Source organism: Pseudomonas sp. 31-12 (assembly GCF_003151075.1).
Classification (GTDB): Bacteria; Pseudomonadota; Gammaproteobacteria; order Pseudomonadales; family Pseudomonadaceae; genus Aquipseudomonas.
Map to the genome: position 1 here is coordinate 1873705 of NZ_CP029482.1, position 19408 is coordinate 1893112.

Sequence of the window (19408 nt, forward strand, 5' to 3'; positions counted from 1 at the left end):
GACTGCGATGAAAAAAGCACTCTTGGCTTACGTCAGCACCTTGTTGGCGTTTCTCGTGCTCGACGGCCTCTGGCTCGGCGTGCTCATGGCGCCGACCTATCGCGCGCTGCTCGGTCCGCTGATGCTCGACCAACCGCTGCTGGCCCCGGCAGCGGTGTTCTATCTCCTTTATGTATTCGGTTGTTTGGTGTTCGTAGTGTTGCCGGCAAAGACCTGGCGACGAGCCTCGGCGCTGGGCGCGTTGTTGGGGCTGGTGGCTTACGGCACCTATGACTTGAGTAATTGGGCGACGTTGAACGGATGGTCGGCGCAGTTGGCGTTGATGGACATGGCCTGGGGCACGTTGGCTACCTGCATTGCCTGCACTGTTGGGTATTGGACTACGCGAAAGGTGCTGTGATTCCCGTTGCCTTCAATGACGCCTTCGCGGGCAAGCCCGCTCCCACAGTGGATTTGTGTTGAGCCGAAGATGTTCATGGCGACGAATATCCTTGTGGGAGCGGGCTTGCCCGCGATTGCCCGCACAGCAGCACTCATCCAAGTTGTATACAGATAAATTTGCACTGAATGCAGGCATTCATGCCCTGTTGATGGGCGTTATCTACGCCGAGATCTGTCTGAGACCTCGCTCTGCCTCGTGTGAAAGCCGCGACTTGTCACACATTCAATGCCTATGGCACGCATTCTGCGTAGCAACTCGTATACAAACCACGCCAGCTCCCGTGCGCAGTGTGGTCGCCGCATCAATTCCGGGGGCTGCTTCAAGGAGTCCCGCGATGACCGAGCAATTGCCCAACGGCTACAGCCCCCGCCTGTATAACCAGGACTTGGGGCCGGTGCCGCAGAAATGGAACTGGTACAACATCTTCGCTTTCTGGATGAGCGATGTGCACAGCGTCGGGGGTTATGTGTTCGCCGCCAGCCTGTTCGCCCTGGGCCTGGCCAGTTGGCAGGTGTTGATCGCGTTGCTTGGCGGAATCTGCATCGTGCAACTGATCGCCAATCTGGTGGCCAGGCCGAGCCAGCAAGCGGCGGTGCCGTACCCGGTGATCTGTCGCCTGGCCTTCGGCGTGTTCGGAGCGAATATTCCTGCGGTCATCCGCGGCCTGATCGCCGTGGCCTGGTACGGGATTCAGACGTACCTTGCGTCCAGCGCCTTGATCATCGTCGTGTTGCGATTCTTTCCTGCAATGGCGGCCTACGCCGAACCGCATTTTGCCGGTTTGTCCTACCTTGGCTGGTTCGGTTTCCTCAGCCTGTGGTGCTTACAGGCGATGGTGTTCTGGGCCGGCATGGAGTCGATCCGACGTTTCATCGATTGGGCAGGTCCGGTGGTTTATGGGGTGATGTTCATGCTCGCCGGTTGGATCGTCTGGCAGGCCGGCTGGAGCAACATCAGTTTCACCCTTGCGGAAAAATCCCTGTCCGGCTGGGAAGCGTTCGGACAAGTGATTGTCGCCACGGCGCTGGTGGTGTCGTACTTTTCCGGCCCTACCCTGAATTTCGGTGACTTCAGTCGCTATTGCCGCAGCATGAAGGACGTGCGGCGTGGAAACTTCTGGGGCTTGCCGGTCAATTTTCTCGCCTTTTCCCTGGTCACCGTGGTCATTGTTTCCGGCACCTTGCCGGTGTTCGGTGAAATGCTGCACGACCCGATCGCCACCGTGGCGCGCATCGACAACAGTGTTGCCGTGCTGCTCGGTGCCTTCGCCTTTGTCACCGCGACCATCGGCATCAACATCGTCGCCAACTTCGTGTCCCCGGCATTCGATTTCGCCAACGTAGCCCCGAGCAAAATCAGCTGGCGTGCGGGCGGGATGATTGCGGCGGTGGCCTCGATTTTCATCACCCCGTGGAACCTGTTCAACAACCCGGAAGTGATTCACTACACCCTCGACGTGTTGGCGGCCTTCATCGGCCCGCTGTTCGGGATTCTGTTGGTGGATTACTACCTGATCAAAAAGCAGCAGATCAATGTCGATGCGCTGTTTGATGACGGCCCCAACGGTCAGTATTACTACAGCGGCGGGGTCAATTGGACCGCGGTGAAAGCGCTGATTCCTGCAACCCTCTTGGGCGTGGCGATCACCTTCACCCCGGTGCTGCAACCGATGGCCAATTTTGCCTGGTTCACGGGTTGCTTCCTCGGTGGCGCGATTTACTTCGTTTTGGCTTGGCGCGAGCAAACCCATCAAACGGCAGCGGTTGCCACCGCGGGATAACGCAACCCCCTGGGAGCGGGCTTGCTCGCGAAGGGGTTGGGTCAGTCAGCATTGATGTTGTCTGGCACACCGCCTTCGCGAGCAAGCCCGCTCCCACAGGAATTGCCTTTAACCGGCCTATCTCTTACAGGCGGCATTTTCTGGCCATCTGGTTAATAATCGACAGCATAATTTTTCGCCCCAGCCTTGAGCTGGGGCTTTACTTTTTACTGTCGAGTCCCTGCCATGGATTGTGTTTTCGAGGTCTTCCGGTGAACGCCACCCGGCGTAGCGCCGATGGGTTTGCCCTGCAAGTGATGATCGGGTTGTGCCTGATCTGGGGCGTGCAGCAGGTGATGATCAAATGGGCGGCGCCCGACATCGCACCGGTCATGCAGGCGGCGGGGCGGTCGGGTATTTCCGCGTTGCTTGTAGGACTGTTGATCTGCTGGAAGGGTGGCTGGGACCAGGTCAGCAGCACCTGGCGCGGTGGCTTGTTGGCCGGTGCGTTGTTTGGTCTGGAGTTCTTTTTCATTTCCGAAGGTTTGCAACTGACCACGGCAGCGCATATGTCGGTGTTCCTTTACACCGCGCCGATTTTTACCGCGTTGGGCGTGCACTGGCTGCTGCCGAGCGAACGTCTGAGGCCGGTGCAATGGCTGGGGATTTTCCTTGCCTTCGTCGGGATCGCCATCGCGTTTGCTGGCGGCGTGTCCTGGGACAACCTCGATCACCGCATGCTGATGGGGGATGCGTTGGGCGTGCTGGCCGGCGCATCCTGGGGCGCGACCACGGTGGTGGTGCGCGCTTCGCGACTGTCAGAAGCCCCGGTCACGTTGACACTGTTCTATCAACTGATCGTCGGCTTCGTCGGTTTGCTGCTGATCGCGATCCTCAGCGGCCAAGTAACCCATGTCAGCCTGACCACCGTCGCGGTGGCCAGCGTGCTGTTCCAGGGATTGGTGGTGTCGTTCTTCAGCTACCTGACATGGTTCTGGTTGTTGCGCCGTTATCTGGCGGCGAACCTGGCGGTGTTTTCGTTCATGACGCCGCTGTTCGGCGTCACGTTCGGCGTGGTGTTGCTGGGTGAAGAGCTGAGCCTGAACTTCGTCATCGGCGCGGTGCTGGTGCTGCTGGGCATCACGTTTGTCAGCGCTGAGCAGTGGGTGCGCCGTCGTTTGCGCAAAGCCCTTGGGCAGCAGTGACGGGACGCAGTAACAACCCACCGGCGACAAGCAAGCCGCTGCCGGCAACCACCAGCGCTGGCTGCAAACCACCACTGAAATGGCTGCTCAGCGCTGCCAGCAACGGTCCGGCGAGCTGACCCACGGCAAAGCAGGCCGTTAGCATCCCGGCGTTGCGTTGAGTAGCGTGGGGCGCCAGTTCCCGGGAGCGTTGCATCACCAATTGCATGCAGGCCAGGAACGGCGTGCCGCAAAGAATCACCCCAAGCGCCAGGCCCGACCCGCTGCCCAACAAGCAGGCAAAGACGCCGGCGGCTTGCAGCCACAGCGTCACCATCAGCCAGTGACGAGTGCCATTCGGGGTTTGCCGACGCAGGCTGACCAGCACCACCCCGATAGCCGACGCCAGACCGAAGCACGGCCAGAACAGGTCTGCCTGCCATTGGCCATGGAACTGTGCGCTGGCCATTTGCGAAAGGAACGTGGCGGGGATGATGTAGCCCAAGCCGTACAACCCGTAGATCACACCTAGACGACCAATGCCTCGCTGGTTCGAAGTGGCTGTGCTCGGTGCGGCAACCGCAGTCGCGGTCGATTGCGGCAAAAACGGCAGAATCCCCAGCAGCATTGCCAATGCGACACCGGCATACACCAGCCACAGGGTTGCAGACGTCTGCCCCAGCAGGTGCGAGCCCAACGCCAACATTCCTGTGAGAAAAATCCCCAAACCAGGTCCGGCAAATACCTGGGCGCCCAGTCGTGGGCGGCCGGCTGCCGCTGCCAGTGGCTGGCTCAACGCCGTGATCATCACCAGCACCCAGGCGCTGGCCACGCCGGTACCGAATCGCAGCACCAGGTGCGACCAGAACCCGTTGGCCCAGAACGACGCCAGCGTCAGCAGCACACACAGCCACAACCCACCGAGCAGTCGCCGACGAACTTGTTCGGGACTGCGAGAGAACATGGCGTCCACGGCGCCGACGAAGTAGCCGAGGTAGTTGGCGGCGGCAATCAGACCGGCGGCAGTCAGGTCGATCTGACCTTCGCTGAGCAAGTGCGGCATTTGCGGCGTGAGGGCGAAACGCCCGATGCCCATGGCCATCATCAGGGCAATAAAACTGGCGAGTAAGCGAATCAAGGGAGACATGGTCTGGATTCCGGCAAAGGATCAATGACCGTCAGGCTAGGACTGATTGACTTTCTTTAAAAATGAATAATAGTGAGTAACTTGTTCTGATTTGGAGAAGATCGTGGAGTTCAGCCAGTTACGAATCTTCCAGGCCGTGGCGCAAGAGGGCTCGATCACCCGTGCTGCCGAACGATTGCACCGGGTGCCATCGAACCTGTCAACGCGGCTCAAGCAACTTGAAGAGCAGCTTGGTGTAGAGCTTTTCGTCCGTGAGCGTCAGCGCCTGCAATTGTCGCCTGCGGGAAAAGTCCTGCTGGACTACACCGCCAAACTCTTCAGCTTGCGCGACGAAGCCCAGGCAGCAGTGCAGGGCGGGCAACCGGCCGGGGACTTCGTGCTGGGCACCATGTACAGCACGGCGGCGATTCATTTGCCGGGACTACTGGCGCGTTATCACCGCACGTATCCGGCGGTGAACCTGCAAGTGCAGTCCGGGCCCAGCGGCGAATTGCTTGAAGGTTTACTCACCGGTCGTCTCGACGCGGCGCTAGTGGACGGCCCGCTGGAGTTGGCCGGCCTGGACGGTGTGCCGTTGTGCGACGAGCGGCTGGTGCTTATCAGCGAGGCCGATCACCCGCCGGTGCGCAGCGCACTGGATGTCGAAGGGCGCTCGGTGTTTACCTTTCGTCAGGGCTGTTCCTACCGAATGCGCCTTGAAGCCTGGTTCGCCCATGACCACGCGGCCATGGGCCGGGCGATGGAGATTGAATCCTATCCGGGCATGCTGGCTTGTGTGATTGCCGGCTCGGGCGTGGCGCTGATGTCGGAGTCGATGCTTGCCAGCCTGCCGGGCCGCGAAAGCGTGGCGGTGCACCCCTTGGCGGAACCGTTTGCCCACGCGACGACCTGGCTGATGTGGCGCAAGGGCATGGTCGGGGCCAATCTGAACGCATGGATTGAGCAGCAACAGGCGATCTATCCGTCGGCGCCGATGCAGGCTGCGGCGATTGCTTGAACTATCGGTCAGGTATTTTGATCCATTCAGTAACAGATCATTGCGGATTTGGCCGAGCATTGCGTAGGACTTCGGACTATTATCAGTGCGAAGGGGCTACAGAATTTCAGCCGCTCGGCACTACCCTGAAGGGGGCACCATGAAAGAGAAAATCCAAAACTGGCTGCACGATCTGGGTGTTGCACTCGGTTTGATCGAACCGCCTCTGCAACCTGTGCCTATTCGCACTGACGACGAACAGCGCCGACGCCAGCAGCGCCGTCGGTGACTGCCAACACAGGGCCCGTGACGAGCGGGCTTGTTGTGGCGAGGGGATTTATCCCCGTTCGGCTGCGAAGCAGTCGTAAATAGCTTGACGCAGTCAGCCAGATACAACCCGGTTGAATGGTCTTGGGGCTGCTCCGCAGCCCAACGGGGATAAATCTCCTCGCCACAGGTCCACTGTTCACCACCAGAGCGTGTTGGACATTCGGATTCAATCCCGCCCAATCTCCACCAAAAACCGACTCAAATCATTCGCCGTCCTGGCGTCCTTGAGCATCCGGTCTTCTTGCGCCGTAAATGCCGTCAACCCCAGCTCATCTTCCAGATGGAAGATCAGCTCTTCAATATCCTGTTTATCCAATCCCAACTGCGCCAGGCTGGCGTTGTCGTCGAAGTCATCCTGACTCTCCAACAGGCGGCTTATGAAGCGATGCACGGCAGCACGAACGGCAGCTCTTTTCATGGTTGTCTTCGAGGGCGTTATTGTTGTTTTCCCTGTGCTTGAGTACAGCAGTCTTCAGGCGTGTGAGCGCTGCCACTCGTCAATCATCGTGCGCAAATGATCCCCGGAAAAACTGCCGAAATGCCCGCCGTGCACCGTGCGTATCGGCAACGCGCGCAGGCGTTGCAGGCTGCGAGCGTAGTCGTCGAGATTGGAATGGTAAGCGTCTTCGATCAGCGGCCCGTCGTAGATGATGTCCCCGCTGAACAAGGTCTCGGTCGCGGCTTCATACAGGCTGATGCCACCCGGTGAATGCCCCGGCGTGTGCAGCACTTGCAGCACCCGATTGCCCAGATCCAGCACGTCGCCTTCTTCAATCATCCCAGTGGCCGGCGCGGCTTTGACCCGGTATTCGGCGTAGCACAACGGGCAGTCCGGGTGCGCCTCGAACATCTCGTCGCCGACAAACGCCCGGCTCAAATCGTTTTCGCCGTCAGGTGCCGCCAGGATGTCGGCCTCGGCCGGATGCACCAGGCGTTCGGAAAATTCGTGATGCCCGGCAATGTGGTCGAAATGGCAATGACTGGCCACCGCCACCAAGGGCCGCTCGGTGATCCACGGCAGTTGCTCGCGCAGACTGACCAGCCCGGAACCGCTGTCCAGCAGCAAGTCCTTGTCGCGGCCCTGAATGTGCCAGAGGTTGCAGCGATAGAAAGGCCGGATGTAAGGCTCGTGAATCAGCCGAATGCCGTCACTGAGCTGTTTGACCTCGAACCACTGATCGCGGCTGACGATCTTCATAAGCAGTTTCCTTCAGACGAAAAAAAACGGGTGTGGCAACCGACGCCACACCCGTCGAAGAAAGCATCAAGTCGTTATGTTCAGCTTAGATGGCGCTCGCCACCGCTGTCGGACGACGGGACAGCAAGCTGACCACGACGAAGCTCACCAGGCTAACGCCGAGGCTGTAGTAGATCGGGGTATTGGCGTCCATACCGTCTTTGATCATGAATACCAGCGCAGTGGCAAAGCCCAGGCCCATGCTGGCGATAGCGCCGGCGGTGGTCGCGCGTTTCCAGAAGATCGCGCCCATCAGCGGGATCAGCATGCCGCCCACCAACAGGTTGTAGGCCAGGGTCAATGCGCTGATTACGTCGTTCACCACCAAAGCGATGCCGAGTACTGCAATGCCGGTCAGCAGGGTAAACAGGCGGTTAACGTTCACGTTCGATTGTTTGCCGCCACGCAGTTTCGGCAGCAGGTCTTCGGTCAGGGTGGTGGATGCGGCAAGCAGGCCGGCGCTGGCGGTGGACATCATGGCAGCCAGGGCTGCAGCGATTACCAAGCCACGGATGCCGTCCGGCAGTGAGACTTTGACGATAGCGGCGAAAGCGTTATTGACGTTGTCCAGATCCGGGATCAGTACGTGAGCGGCCATGCCGATCAATGCACAGACCAGACCGTAGATGATGCAGTAGATGCCCGCAGTGGTACCGGCATACTTCGCAACTTTTTCGCTTCGTGCGGTGAACACCCGTTGCCAGATGTCCTGGCCTATCAGGATGCCGAAGAAGTAAATCATGAAGTAGGTGATGATGGTGTCCCAGCCGATGCTGGTGAAGCTGAAGCTGGCAGCCGGCAACTGTGCAACCAATTGATCCCAGCCACCCACTCGGTACAAACAGATTGGCAGCAGCAGGAACATCAGGCCGACGGTCTGGATTCCGAACTGGACAATGTCGGTCAGGGTCAGCGACCACATGCCGCCGATGGTGGAGTAGATCACCACCACACCACCGCCCAGAATCACCGACATCCAGAACGGAAGGCCGAACAACACTTGCAGTACGGTGCCGATGGCCAGGATCGAGGTCACACCGATCATCAGCGCATAGGCCAGCATGATGCTGGCGCTTGCGGTACGAGCCATTGGGTTGTAGCGCTTTTCGAGCACTTGGGTAACGGTGAATACCTTCAGCTTCAGCAGCGGTTTGGCGAGGAACAGGTTCAGCGCGACGATCCCGCAACCCAGTGCGGCGCAGAGCCAGAAACCGGAAATGCCATGAACATAACCCAGGCGTACGGTGCCCACGGTGGACGCGCCGCCCAGAACGGTGGCGGCCATGGTGCCCATGTACAGGGTCGGGCCGAGGTTTCGACCGGCGACCAAGTAGTCTTCGTTGGTTTTGGCCTTGCGCATGCCAAAGTAGCCGAGTATCAGCATCGCGGCGGCGTAGATGAGTACGACGAATAAATCCAAAGCCATGATGGCGTGTCTCCGATTGTCTTTTTTATGGTGAGGCGAAAATCAATGTGGCAATCAGTCCGCTTTTTGTGGCGAGGGAGCTTGCTGTGGCGAGGGGGCTTGCCCCCGTTGGGTCGCGAAGCGGCCCCAAAACCTGCAACCGCAGTTCTTTGATCAGAACTCGTTACTGCCTTGCGACTGCTGCGCAGTCGAACGGGGGCAAGCCCCCTCGCCACAAAGCTCCCTCGCCACAGAGGTCCGTTGACCATCGTTTGTGTTGAATCAGGCGGCTTGTCGCAGCGCCGGTTTACCGAGCGAATCCGTGCCCTTGCTACGTGCATCATTCGGCCCGAACACCGCAGCCGGTTCCGGGAACAGACTCAGCAGCGTCAGGTACACCAGCGATGCCAGGCCGAGAGTCACTGGCAGGCTGATGTCGATACCACCCGCCAGTTCACCCAGCGGGCCAACGAATTGCCCCGGCAGGTTCACAAAACACAAACCCACCAGTGCACTCGGGATCCACGCACCCAGCCCACGCCAGTTCCAGCCGTGGGTGAACCAGTAGCGGCCACCTTTCTCGCCGCGGGTGAACACTTGCAGGTCATCCGGGCAGTAGAAGCCACGGCGCACCAGCAGGCCGATGATCATGATCACCATCCACGGGGTGGTGCAGGTGATGATCAGCACGGCGAACGTCGACACGCTCTGCACCAGGTTCGCCGCAAAGCGCCCGATGAAGATGAAGGCAATCGACATCACGCCAATCAACAGCGTCGCCTTGACCCGCGACAGCACCCGAGGGAACACGCTGGACATGTCCAGCCCCGTGCCATAGAGCGAAGTGGTGCCGGTGGACATGCCGCCGATCACCGCGATCAGGCACACCGGCAGGAAGAACCAGCTCGGCGAGACCGCCAGCAGACCGCCGACGTAGTTGTTGGCTGCGATGTAGTCCGGGGCCTTGATCGCCACGATGGTGGCGGTGGCGAGGCCGAACAGGAACGGGATGAACGTGGCGATCTGCGAGATCACCACGGCGGCCATGATCCGGCGCTTCGAGGTGTCACGCGGGATGTAGCGCGACCAGTCACCGAGGAACGCCCCGAAGGAAATCGGGTTGCTCATCGCCACCAGCGCTGCGCCGATGAAGGCCGCCCAGAAACCCGGTTGCCCCAGGCTCACGGTGCCGGCGTAGTTCACATCGAACGGCCCGACGAACGCGAAGATACCCAGCAGGAACAGCAGGCTGGCGCTCCACACCGCAATCTTGTTTACCCACAACAGGAAGCGGAAGCCATAGATGCAAACCGTCAGCACCAGAATCGCGAACAGACCGTAGGCCAGGCCCAGGGTCAGGTCGGTTTCCGGCAGGCCGATCAGGCGTTTCGCACCACCGATCAGCGCATCACCCGAACTCCACACCGAGAGCGAGAAGAAGGCGATGGCGGTCAGCAGCGACAGGAACGAACCGACGATTCGCCCGTGCACGCCGAAGTGCGCACCGGAAGACACGGCGTTGTTGGTGCCATTGAGCGGCCCGAACAGGCCCATTGGCGCGAGGATCAGCGAGCCCAGCAACACGCCCAGCACAATCGCCCAGACGCCGGCCTGAAAAGACAGGCCGAACAGCACCGGGAAACTGCCGAGCACGGCGGTGGCAAAGGTGTTGGAACCGCCGAAGATCATCCGGAACAAATCCGTCGGGCCTGCGGTGCGTTCGTTGTCGGGGATCTGTTCGACCCCGTGGGTTTCAATCTGCGTAAGGCTTTGGTCTTTGTTGTTGTTATTCATGATCAGCTCCGATCATAAAGGCGCGCTCATCGTGTGTGAGCGTCACCTGTTTGGCTAAGGGGGTGGCAGCCCTTCCGGCATCGCGGACAAATGTTCGTGGCAGGCCAGCCATAGGCCTTGTTGTTGTCGTCGAAACACAATCGTCTCGCGCTCCTGGCTGAAGTGTTGCTCCCCTTGCATGCGCAGCTCGGTGGCCACGTCATGGATGAAAATCGCCACGTCACCCTGCAGGCTGACGAAGGCGTTGCTCGACGTGCACGCAAGCACCTCGAAGCCATCCTCGGCGCGCCAGGTGTCCCACAACGCCTGATAGGCATCGCGCGACAGCAGGGGCTGCTCGAGGGTGTAGAACACGAAGCTGGCATCGGCGCTGAACGCGCCGAAGTAGGCTTCGCGATCGTTACGGGCGAAGGCTGACACCAGATCGGCGGCGGCTTTCAAAACCTGATCACGTTCGGTCATGACCGATCCTCAGCGGTGGGCCACGCCAGGCAGTACGCAGAGCATTTCGTACAGCAAGTTGGCGGCCAGCAGCGAGGTGTTGCCGGTGGTGTCGTAGGCGGGCGAGACTTCTACCAGATCGCAGCCGATCAGGTCGAGGCCTTGGCAGCCGCGAATGATCTCGATCGCCTGAATGGTCGTCAGACCACCGATTTCCGGGGTGCCGGTGCCTGGTGCCCAGGCTGGGTCGATACCGTCGATGTCAAAAGTCAGGTACACCGGACCGCCACCGACTTTCTCGCGGACTTCAGCCATCAGCGGGGCCAGGGATTTGTGCCAGCACTCTTCAGCCTGAACGACACGGAAGCCTTGTTTACGGCTCCAGTTGAAGTCTTCGGAGGTGTAACCCTGAGCGCGCAGGCCGATTTGCACCACGCGGTCGCAGTCGATCAGGCCTTCTTCGGCCGCGCGACGGAACGTGGTGCCGTGGGCGACTTTCTCGCCAAACATGTGATCGTTCACATCGGCGTGAGCGTCGATGTGCACCAGGCCGACCTTGCCGTGCTTCTTATGAATGGCACGCAGGATCGGCAGGGTGATGGTGTGGTCGCCGCCCAGGGTCAGCGGGATCACGTTGTGTTCGAGGATGGCGTCGTAGGATTCTTCGATGATCCGTACAGCGTCCAGCAGGTTGAACGTGTTGATCGCCACGTCGCCGATGTCGGCAACCGACAGCGAGTCAAACGGCGCAGCGCCGGTCGCCATGTTGTACGGGCGGATCATCACCGATTCAGCGCGGATTTCGCGAGGTCCGAAGCGAGTGCCGGGGCGCAGCGAGGTGCCGATGTCCAGCGGAACGCCAACAAAGGCAGCATCCAGGCCGGCAGCGGTAGGCAAATGGGGGAGTCGCATCATGGTGGCGATGCCGCCGAAGCGCGGCATTTCATTGCCGCCCAGTGGTTGGTGAAGAATCTTGTCCACGGGTAAGGCCTCATCGTCGTTGTTTTATTTATGTCGGTTGCGCCGCTCCGGGGAGGTTCGGGCACCGTTAGGGGCCGATTCTGCGAAATGTAGTGGCCGGGAAGAATCGCTACGGGCAAATACTTAGTTCAGATTTTTCTAAACTAATGGCGGAAGGGGAGATAGACTTCTCGGCATTGAGATTTGCGTTCGGCTCAGGATCGACCCCTCACCCTAACCCTCTCCCCAGGGGGTAGAGGGGACTGACCGAGATGTTCTCGGGAATTACATCGACCTGAAACATCGAGTCGAACTCAGGATTTGAAGGCCATGGAGATCGGCTCCCTTTTCCCCTCTCCCCAAGGGGTAGAGGGGACTGACCGAGGTGTTCTCGGGATTACATCGACCTGAAATATCGAGTCGAACTCAGGGTTTGAAAGCCAAGGAGATCGGCTCCCGTTCCCCCTCTCCCCAAGGGGTAGAGGGGACTGACCGAGATGTTCTCGGGAATTACATCGACCTGAAACATCGAGTCGAACTCAGGATTTGAAGGCCATGGAGATCGGCTCCCTTTCCCCCTCTCCCCCGTGGGGAGAGGGCTGGGGTGAGGGGTGGATTCAACAGGCAACACATTTCTATAGCCCGGAGCCCCCAATGGCCAACGCTTTACCCGACCTGAAACTGTTACGCATCTTCGTCAGCGTGGTGCGTCATCAGGGGTTCGCCAACGCCCAGCAAGAGCTCAACCTCTCGACTTCGGCCATCAGTACCTACATGAGCCAGCTCGAAGCGGCCCTTGGCCTGGTGCTCTGCCATCGTGGTCGCGGCGGTTTCAGCCTGACCAGCAAGGGCGAGCTGTTCCATCAGGAAACCCTGCGTCTGCTCGGCGAACTCGAAGGCTTCGAGCAGTACGCGGCGGCGTTGAAGGGTGAGCTGCGCGGCACGCTGAACCTGGGTGTAATCGACTCCACCGTCAGCGACAAGGCCTTGCCGTTCGCCGAAGCCATCGGCGCCTATAGCCAGGAACACCCAGCCGTGCATTTGCACCTGTCGGTCATGAGCCCCTACGAATTACAGCTCGGCGTGCAGGACAACCGGCTCGACCTGGCCATCGGTGCGTTTTCCACGCGCATGAGCGGTCTGGTCTACATGCCGCTCTACCGCGAACAACACTGGCTGTATTGCAGCAGCCGTCATCCGCTGTTCACCGAACGGCGTATCCCCGAGCAAGTCATCACCCAGCAACGCATGGTCGGCCGTGGTTACTGGAGCCAGGCCGAACTGGCCCGTCACGGTTTCAAGCACAGCGCCGCCACCGTGGAAAGTATGGAGGCGCAGTTGATTCTGGTGCTGTCCGGCGCCTACATCGGTTACCTGCCGGAGCACTACGCCCAGGCTTGGGCGGACAAGGGCGATTTGCGCGTGTTGCTGCCCGCGACCTTCGGTTATCAGGCGCCGTTCTCGATGATCGTGCGCCGTGGCCGCAGTCGTGAGCCGCTGATCCAGACCTTCCGTGATCTGCTCAAAGCACAACTGAACCAGGCCTGAGAACATGTCCAGAATCCAGTGTCCCCGCTGCCTGCGCCCGCAAACCCACTGCCTGTGCCCATTGATCCCGAGCCTCGACAGCCGCACCCGGGTGTTGCTGTTGCAGCATCCGAGCGAAGTGAACCATGCGCTGAACACGGCGCGGCTGGCCGCGTTGGGCTTGAAGAATGCCGAGTTGATTGTTGGTGAGGTGTTCGAGGACTTACCGGCGCTGTTGAACCCGCCGGGGTATCAGGCGCGGTTGCTGTTTCCTGCCGACGATGCACAGCCGTTGCAGGCGTACACCGCGAATGACCAGCCGCTTTTGCTGGTAGTCCCGGACGGCACCTGGCGCAAGGCGCGCAAGATGTTGCACCTCAATCCGATGCTGGCGGCGTTGCCGAGGGTGACGTTGGCGGAGGGTGGGGTGTCTCGATATCGACTGCGCAAGGCGCCGGGGCCAGGAGCGTTGTCGACGGTGGAGGCGATTGTCCAGGCGTTGCAGACGCTGGAAGCACCGATCTCTTTTGAACCCTTGTTAAAACCGTTCGAGGCGCTGATCGAGGGGCAGATTGCGGCGATGGGGGAGGAGACCTTCCAGCGCAATCATGGCGACAGATAAGTATTGTCTGTACCGGCCCCATCGCTAGCAGGCTAGCTCCCACATTTGATCAGTTATGAATACAAACATGTGTTCACTCCAAGTTCCCTGTGGGAGCTAGCCTGCTAGCGATAGCCATTGCACAGTCAATAAAGATTCCGGCCGAATCTATCGCTCCCGCATCGCCTCGGTCCGCGCTTTCAGCACCGGTTTCAGCAAGTAATCCAGCACACTTTTTTCGCCCGTAATGATATCCACCGTCGCCACCATCCCCGGAATAATCAGCAACGGTTTCACATCCCCGCCCAGGTGATTCTTGTCTGTCCTTACCTGGATCAGATAAAAGCTGTTGCCCTTGTCATCAGTTATCGTGTCCGCACCAATCAACTCCAGCTTGGCAGTCAACCCGCCATAAATCGTGTAGTCGTACGCGCTGAATTTCACCATCGCTTTCTGCCCCGGATGCAGGAACGCCACGTCCTGCGGCCGCACCTTGGCTTCGATCAGCAAGTTGTCTTCAATGGGGACGATTTCCACCATGTCGCTGCCCGGTTGAACCACGCCGCCGATGGTATTGACCTTCAGCATCTTGATAATCCCGTGCACCGGCGACACCACGGTGGTGCGGGTCACGCGGTCATCGATGGCGATGCTCGACGCTGTGATTTTCGACAGGTCGGTGCGTTTTTCATTCAGCTCTTTCGCCGCGTCCGAGCGAAAGGATTGTTCCGATTCATCAATCTTGCTTTTGATCTCGTTGATCGCCGATTCCGCCCGGGGAATTGCCAGCGTCGTGGCGTTCAGCGAGCCGCGAATCTCCACCGCGCTGCGTTTGAGCCGCAGGATTTCCACCGGTGAAACTGCCCCGGTGCCCACCAGCGGCGCGGACATGTTCATCTCTTGTTGCAGCAACGCCAGGCTCGAACTGAACTGGCCCTGCTTGGAACGGAATTCCGCCAGTTCCTGAGTCTTTTGCCGCAGTTGTTCGGTCAGTGTCCGTTGCTCGCTGGCCAGCCGGCGCTGACGTTGTTCGTACAGCGAGCGCTCGTCTTCGGCCACCTGCGGGGCCTTGGCGATCACCTCAGGCGACAGCTTGAACGGCCGGCCTTCCGCTTCGGCCGACAGACGCTCGACCTGCGCGGTCAGCGCATAACGATCCGCTTCGCTTTCGCCCTTGTTCGACAGGAATCGCGTGTCATCGAGGCGCAGCAAGGTGTCGCCCTTGTTCACCATTTGCCCTTCGCGCACGAAGATCTCGGTGACGATGCCGCCCTCGAGGTTCTGGATCACCTGGATCTTGCTTGATGGGATCGCCTTGCCTTCGCCCATGGTGACTTCTTGCAGCACTGCAAACTTGGCCCAGACCAGCGCGGTAATCAGCAGCGCTGCGGCCAGCCACACGGTGATCCGCGACCAGCGCGGCGAATCTTGCAGCGAAGCGCCGGCGGTTTCCGGCATGAATTCGCTTTCTGCGGTTTTGCCGAAGCTGCCGAAGTAGCCCCGGTCTTGTGGCGTGTCGGACGATGAACGGGCCATGGGTAGCTCCTAGACAGCCGCAGAGCCGACACGGCCCTTGCGCAGTGCATCGATGACCGCTTCTTTCGGACCGTCGGCAACGATCCGCCCGTTGTCCAGCACCAACAGCCGATCCACCAGACTGAGCATCGAGGTGCGGTGGGTCACCAGCAGTAAGGTCTTGCCCTGTACCCAACCGTGGAGTTTTTGCCGCAAAACGTCTTCGCTGCTGTTGTCCATGGCGCTGGTGGGTTCGTCGAGCAGCATGATCGGTGGATCCAGCAACAAGGCCCGGGCCAGCAGCACGGCCTGGCGTTGACCGCCGGACAGCAACTGCCCGCGTTCGCCCACGGGCCGGTCAAACCCTTGCGGATGCTGACGCGCCAGCTCGGTGACGCCGGTCAGTTCGGCGACTTCGAGCATCCGTGAATCGCTGATGTAACGCGCACCGAGGGTCAGGTTGTCGCGCAGGCTGCCGGCCAGCAATGGCAGGTCATGGGCGACGTAGCCGATTTGCTGGCGCAGGTCGGCGACATCGAGTTGCCGCAGGTCCAGTCCATCGAGCAAGAGTTGGCCTTCTTCTGGCGCATAGAACCCCATCACCAAGCGCGCCAGGGTGCTTTTGCCAGAACCGCTGCGGCCAATGATGCCGATCCGTTCGCCGGGTTTGACGCTGAAACTGACGTTGGCCAGGGCTGGGGCGTTCTGGCCGTTGTAGTGGAAGGTCACGCCGCTGACATCCATCGCGCCTTGCAGCTGCGTACGCTCCAGCGGCCGCTGGTTGGCGTCGCGTTCTTGCGGCAAGGACATCAGCGCATCGGTGCTTTTCATGGTCAGTTGCGCTTGCTGGTAGCGGGTGATCAAACCGGCGATTTGCCCCAAGGGGGCGAGCACGCGGCTGCCGAGCATGTAGGTCGCCACCAGCGCACCGACGCTGAGGTTGCCGGCGATAATGCTGTAGACCCCGGCGACGATGGTCGCCATGCCGGAGAACTGCTGGATGAACAGCGTGCCGTTGGTGGCCAGCGCCGAGAGGTTGCGCGCATGGCTGTCGAGGCGGGTGAGGGCGCCGTGGGTGCTTTCCCATTTGTGCTGGCGTTCGCTTTCGGCGCTGCATGCTTTCAGGGTTTCCAGGCCGCCGAGGGTTTCAATCAGCAGGGCCTGGCGCTCGGCGCCGAGGCTCAGGCTTTTCTGCACGGTGTCGCGCAGGCGCACCTGGATCACCATGGCGAAAATGATCGTAATCGGAAAGGCGAGCAACGGGATCACCACCAGCCAGCCGCCGAGCAGGCCGATCACCACCAGCATCAGCACGGCAAAGGGCAGGTCGATCAGGCTCGTCAGCGTTACGGCGGTGAGGAATTCGCGCAGGCCCTGGAAGTCATGAATGCTCTGGGCGAAACCGCCGATGGTCGCCGGCCGCGCCTTCATTGCCATGCCGGTGATGCGTTCGAACAAGGTCGCGGAAAGAATCACATCGGTTTTCTTCCCGGCGGTGTCCAGTAAGTGCGCGCGCACTACCCGCAGCACCAGTTCGAAACCGGTGCCGATCAGCAAGCCGATCGACAGCACCCACAAGGTCGAGGTGGCCTGGTTAGGCACCACGCGGTCGTAGGTTTGCATCACGAACAGCGGCACCATCAACCCCAAGAGGTTGATCAGGAAACTCGCCAGAATCGCATCGCTGTACAGCCATTTCGACAGCTTCAAGGTGTCGCGAAACCACGCTTCCACGCGCGGCACCAGCGGCGAGCGCAGGTCTTCGAGTTCATGGCGTGGCCGGGCGAATAGCGCCTGGCCACTGTAGTTTTCGGCCAGCTCTTCGCGGCCGACCCATTGTTCACCGCCGTCCGCTTCGCTGGGTAGAATCAGCAACCGGCCGTCATCGCCGAAGCGTCGCAAGATGGCGGTGCGGCCGTTGTTGAGGATCAGCATCACGGGCAGGTTGAGCGCGGAAATGTCAGCCAGTTCACGGCGCAGCACCCGCGCCTGCAAGCTGGCCCGGGCGGCTGCACGCGGCAGCAAGTCCAGGCTCAAGCGCTGCTTGTTCAGGGGCAGCCCGGCACTCAGGCTGGCGCGACTGACCGTCGCGCCGTGGAGTTTGCAGAGGATCAACAGACCGTCCAGAAGCGGGTCATCGAAGCTCAGGCGCGGATCGACACCGATGTTGCCGGGTTCCATGCTGGTCAAATTGATCTCTCCACAGGCCTACTTCAGTTCAGGCAAACGAGCTTCGTTTTTCACTTCGGTGGAGGCAATTGCGTCGGCAGGCAATACCACCCGCTGTTTGCTCAACAACTGGCCCATGTTCGCCAGCACGCGGTACATCGAGTATTCCTCGGTGTAGCGCACTTCGGTGTAGCGGCGATTGGCGTTGTAGAGCTCGTTTTCACTATCGAGCAAGTCGAGCAGGGTGCGTTGGCCAAGGCCGAACTGATCCTGATACGCCACGCGCACACGTCGGCTGGTATCCGCGTATTCGCGGGCAGTCGGGGTCTGCTTCTTGGCGTTGACCATGGCGTTCCAGGCCAGGTGGATGTTCTCGTTGAGTTGACGCAGGGCGTTGTTGCGGATGTCCATCGCCTGGTTGATCTGATGCGCATTGGACTGCAGGCGCGCCTTGTCGCTGCCGCCGCGGAACAGGTTGTAGTTCATCACCACGCCCACGCGCCATTCGTTGTCGTGGCCTTCATCGCCTTGCACGTTGTTGTTCGCGCCCACCGCCGCTTCGGCATCGAAACGCGGGTAGAACGGCGACTTGGAGACTTCGTACTGGCTCTCGGCCGATTGCACGTCAGCCTGGGCGGATTTCAAGTACGGGTTGTTTTCCACCATGCTCTGCTGGGCTTCCGGCAGGGTGGCGGGCAGTTCGCCGCGGATCGACGGCGGTGCTTCGAGTTCATCGGGCATGCGCCCGGTGACGGCGTAGAAATTCGACTCGGCATCCGCCAGATCGACCTCGGCGGTGTCGAGGTTGTTTTGCGCCAGTGCCCGGCGCGCGCCGGATTGGTCGGAGTCGGCGTTGCTGCCGACACCACGCTGGGTGCGCAGGCCGATCTGGTCGTTGACCCGCAAGTGAGCCTGCAGGTTGTTCGTGGCCAGGGTCACCAGTTCGCGGCGCTTGAGCACTTCGAGATAGACCTCGGTGGTGCGCAATGCCAAATCCTGAGCGGTGCCTTGGGCGTAATAGGCCCGGGAGTTGACCACGCCTTTGGTGCGTTCGACTTCGTTCGCGGTGTTGAAACCGTCGAACAGCATCTGCCGCAGGCGCAGCTCGGATTGGGTGTAGGTGAGGATTTCGGTGTTGTGATTGCCGAACGCCCGGGTGTTGGTGTTATCGCTGTACCCGCGCCCGTAGGCGGCGTTCAGGTCCACGGATGGATAAAAGCCCCCTTTGGCGACTTTCACTTGCTCATCGGCCGAGAGACGGCTGTCCACCCGCGACGCCAGTTCGGGGTGAGTTGCGATGGTGCTCTGGATCGCCTCGGTCAACGACATGGCCTGGGCCTGGGATGTGCAGGCCATGGCCAACAGAATTGCGCTGCAAAGGGGGGTTAAAACGCGCATGGGTACATCTCCCTGATTCCTGATGGTTCTTTATCAGTCGCCAAATATTTGACGACATTTATAGGCAAAACCGTTTCATGCTTGTAACAACGTAGCTAAGAACATTCTAGAGCGTAGCTAAGAAATTTTTTTCATAGGGTTTATTCCAAAAAAAACTTATGCGCTCTGCAAAATCCAGCACATTGTTCACTCTGAAAGCCCTTGATTCAGGAGCTCTAGAGAGTATTCGAGGGTTTGAGGAAAGTTCCATCCACTTATCGACATAGGGCGGAGAAGTGCTGGAGGGGAGGGACGCGAAACGGTTTTGAGGCGACATTTTTTTGTCACTCAACAGGTTCAAAATCGTTACGCATCGCTCGATGGGCAATGTGTCGGCGATTGGATCCCCAAGGTGGTTGATTGCATTGGGGTTTTGCCAAAAACGGACACCTTGCCCACGAGCGGCACGCTTGGTGAGACGATCGCCGGGGCAGCGGCTTACTCAGGTAAACGCACCCGCGGACGATCCGCCAGGCAACCTGCT

General features: G+C 60.1%; 17 protein-coding genes. 7 read left to right on the forward strand and 10 right to left on the reverse strand.

The window, feature by feature from the left end; all coding sequences use genetic code 11:
- Window positions 1-7: 7 nt before the first annotated feature.
- The 3 genes from DJ564_RS08685 to DJ564_RS08700 all read left to right on the forward strand — a co-directional run bounded on the left by DJ564_RS08685 (window position 8) and on the right by DJ564_RS08700 (window position 3406).
- Window positions 8-400, forward strand: coding sequence for a DUF2177 family protein (locus tag DJ564_RS08685; protein ID WP_109628503.1), 393 nt, complete (start codon window positions 8-10; stop codon window positions 398-400).
- A 376-nt stretch (window positions 401-776) separates the two neighbouring features.
- Window positions 777-2222 (forward strand): NCS1 family nucleobase:cation symporter-1, encoded by a 1446-nt coding sequence (locus DJ564_RS08690; protein ID WP_109628504.1) that lies wholly within the window; start codon window positions 777-779, stop codon window positions 2220-2222.
- Window positions 2223-2473: 251 nt separating this feature from the next.
- Complete coding sequence (locus tag DJ564_RS08700) at window positions 2474-3406, forward strand: DMT family transporter (RefSeq protein ID WP_109628505.1); 933 nt, start codon at window positions 2474-2476, stop codon at window positions 3404-3406.
- Here the strand turns inward: DJ564_RS08700 and DJ564_RS08705 are convergent.
- Window positions 3351-4532, reverse strand: a complete 1182-nt coding sequence (locus DJ564_RS08705) for an MFS transporter (protein WP_109628506.1) — start codon at window positions 4530-4532, stop codon at window positions 3351-3353. The two genes, DJ564_RS08700 and DJ564_RS08705, sit on opposite strands and share 56 nt — an antisense overlap.
- 103 nt (window positions 4533-4635) lie before the next feature.
- Here DJ564_RS08705 and DJ564_RS08710 point away from each other — a divergent pair, with 103 nt between their 5' ends.
- Both DJ564_RS08710 and DJ564_RS32335 read left to right on the forward strand, forming a co-directional pair.
- Window positions 4636-5529 (forward strand): LysR family transcriptional regulator, encoded by an 894-nt coding sequence (locus DJ564_RS08710; protein ID WP_109635971.1) that lies wholly within the window; start codon window positions 4636-4638, stop codon window positions 5527-5529.
- A gap of 139 nt (window positions 5530-5668) precedes the next feature.
- The gene (locus DJ564_RS32335) at window positions 5669-5797 is read left to right on the forward strand and encodes a PA1414 family protein (protein ID WP_007914492.1); all 129 of its coding nucleotides are present in this window, start codon (window positions 5669-5671) and stop codon (window positions 5795-5797) included.
- 207 nt (window positions 5798-6004) lie between these two features.
- Here DJ564_RS32335 and DJ564_RS08715 read toward each other — a convergent pair whose 3' ends face one another.
- From DJ564_RS08715 to speB, 6 genes are all read right to left on the reverse strand, one after another.
- On the reverse strand, window positions 6005-6256 hold the full coding sequence (locus DJ564_RS08715; protein WP_109628507.1) for a phosphopantetheine-containing protein: 252 nt from the start codon (window positions 6254-6256) through the stop codon (window positions 6005-6007).
- Window positions 6257-6310: 54 nt separating this feature from the next.
- Window positions 6311-7036, reverse strand: coding sequence for an MBL fold metallo-hydrolase (locus DJ564_RS08720; RefSeq protein WP_109628508.1), 726 nt, complete (start codon window positions 7034-7036; stop codon window positions 6311-6313).
- Window positions 7037-7121: 85 nt separating this feature from the next.
- Window positions 7122-8501, reverse strand: a complete 1380-nt coding sequence (locus DJ564_RS08725; RefSeq protein WP_109628509.1) for a sodium:solute symporter — start codon at window positions 8499-8501, stop codon at window positions 7122-7124.
- A gap of 261 nt (window positions 8502-8762) precedes the next feature.
- A complete protein-coding gene (locus DJ564_RS08730; protein WP_109628510.1) occupies window positions 8763-10274 on the reverse strand; it encodes a cytosine permease in 1512 nt (503 codons plus the stop codon).
- Window positions 10275-10328: 54 nt separating this feature from the next.
- Window positions 10329-10736 carry a nuclear transport factor 2 family protein gene (locus DJ564_RS08735; RefSeq protein ID WP_010462006.1) on the reverse strand — a complete coding sequence of 136 codons (408 nt, stop codon included), beginning with the start codon at window positions 10734-10736 and terminating at the stop codon, window positions 10329-10331.
- A gap of 9 nt (window positions 10737-10745) precedes the next feature.
- Entirely contained in the window at window positions 10746-11696 is a 951-nt protein-coding gene (gene speB, locus DJ564_RS08740) for an agmatinase (protein WP_010462004.1), read from the reverse strand.
- 633 nt (window positions 11697-12329) lie between these two features.
- Here speB and DJ564_RS08745 point away from each other — a divergent pair.
- Together DJ564_RS08745 and DJ564_RS08750 are read left to right on the forward strand one after the other, a co-directional pair.
- Window positions 12330-13223, forward strand: a complete 894-nt coding sequence (locus tag DJ564_RS08745; protein WP_007945995.1) for a LysR family transcriptional regulator — start codon at window positions 12330-12332, stop codon at window positions 13221-13223.
- 4 nt (window positions 13224-13227) lie between these two features.
- Complete coding sequence (locus DJ564_RS08750; RefSeq protein WP_109628511.1) at window positions 13228-13824, forward strand: tRNA-uridine aminocarboxypropyltransferase; 597 nt, start codon at window positions 13228-13230, stop codon at window positions 13822-13824.
- A 147-nt stretch (window positions 13825-13971) separates the two neighbouring features.
- On the opposite strand, the gene DJ564_RS08755 is transcribed toward DJ564_RS08750, so the two are convergent.
- Genes DJ564_RS08755 through DJ564_RS08765 form a run of 3 tightly spaced genes read right to left on the reverse strand, consistent with a single transcriptional unit; the run spans window position 13972 to window position 18885 of the window.
- Entirely contained in the window at window positions 13972-15339 is a 1368-nt protein-coding gene (locus DJ564_RS08755; protein WP_109628512.1) for an HlyD family type I secretion periplasmic adaptor subunit, read from the reverse strand.
- A gap of 9 nt (window positions 15340-15348) precedes the next feature.
- Window positions 15349-17508, reverse strand: a complete 2160-nt coding sequence (locus DJ564_RS08760; RefSeq protein ID WP_109628513.1) for a type I secretion system permease/ATPase — start codon at window positions 17506-17508, stop codon at window positions 15349-15351.
- A gap of 18 nt (window positions 17509-17526) precedes the next feature.
- Window positions 17527-18885, reverse strand: coding sequence for a TolC family outer membrane protein (locus tag DJ564_RS08765; protein WP_109628514.1), 1359 nt, complete (start codon window positions 18883-18885; stop codon window positions 17527-17529).
- Between the last annotated feature and the right edge of the window lie 523 nt (window positions 18886-19408).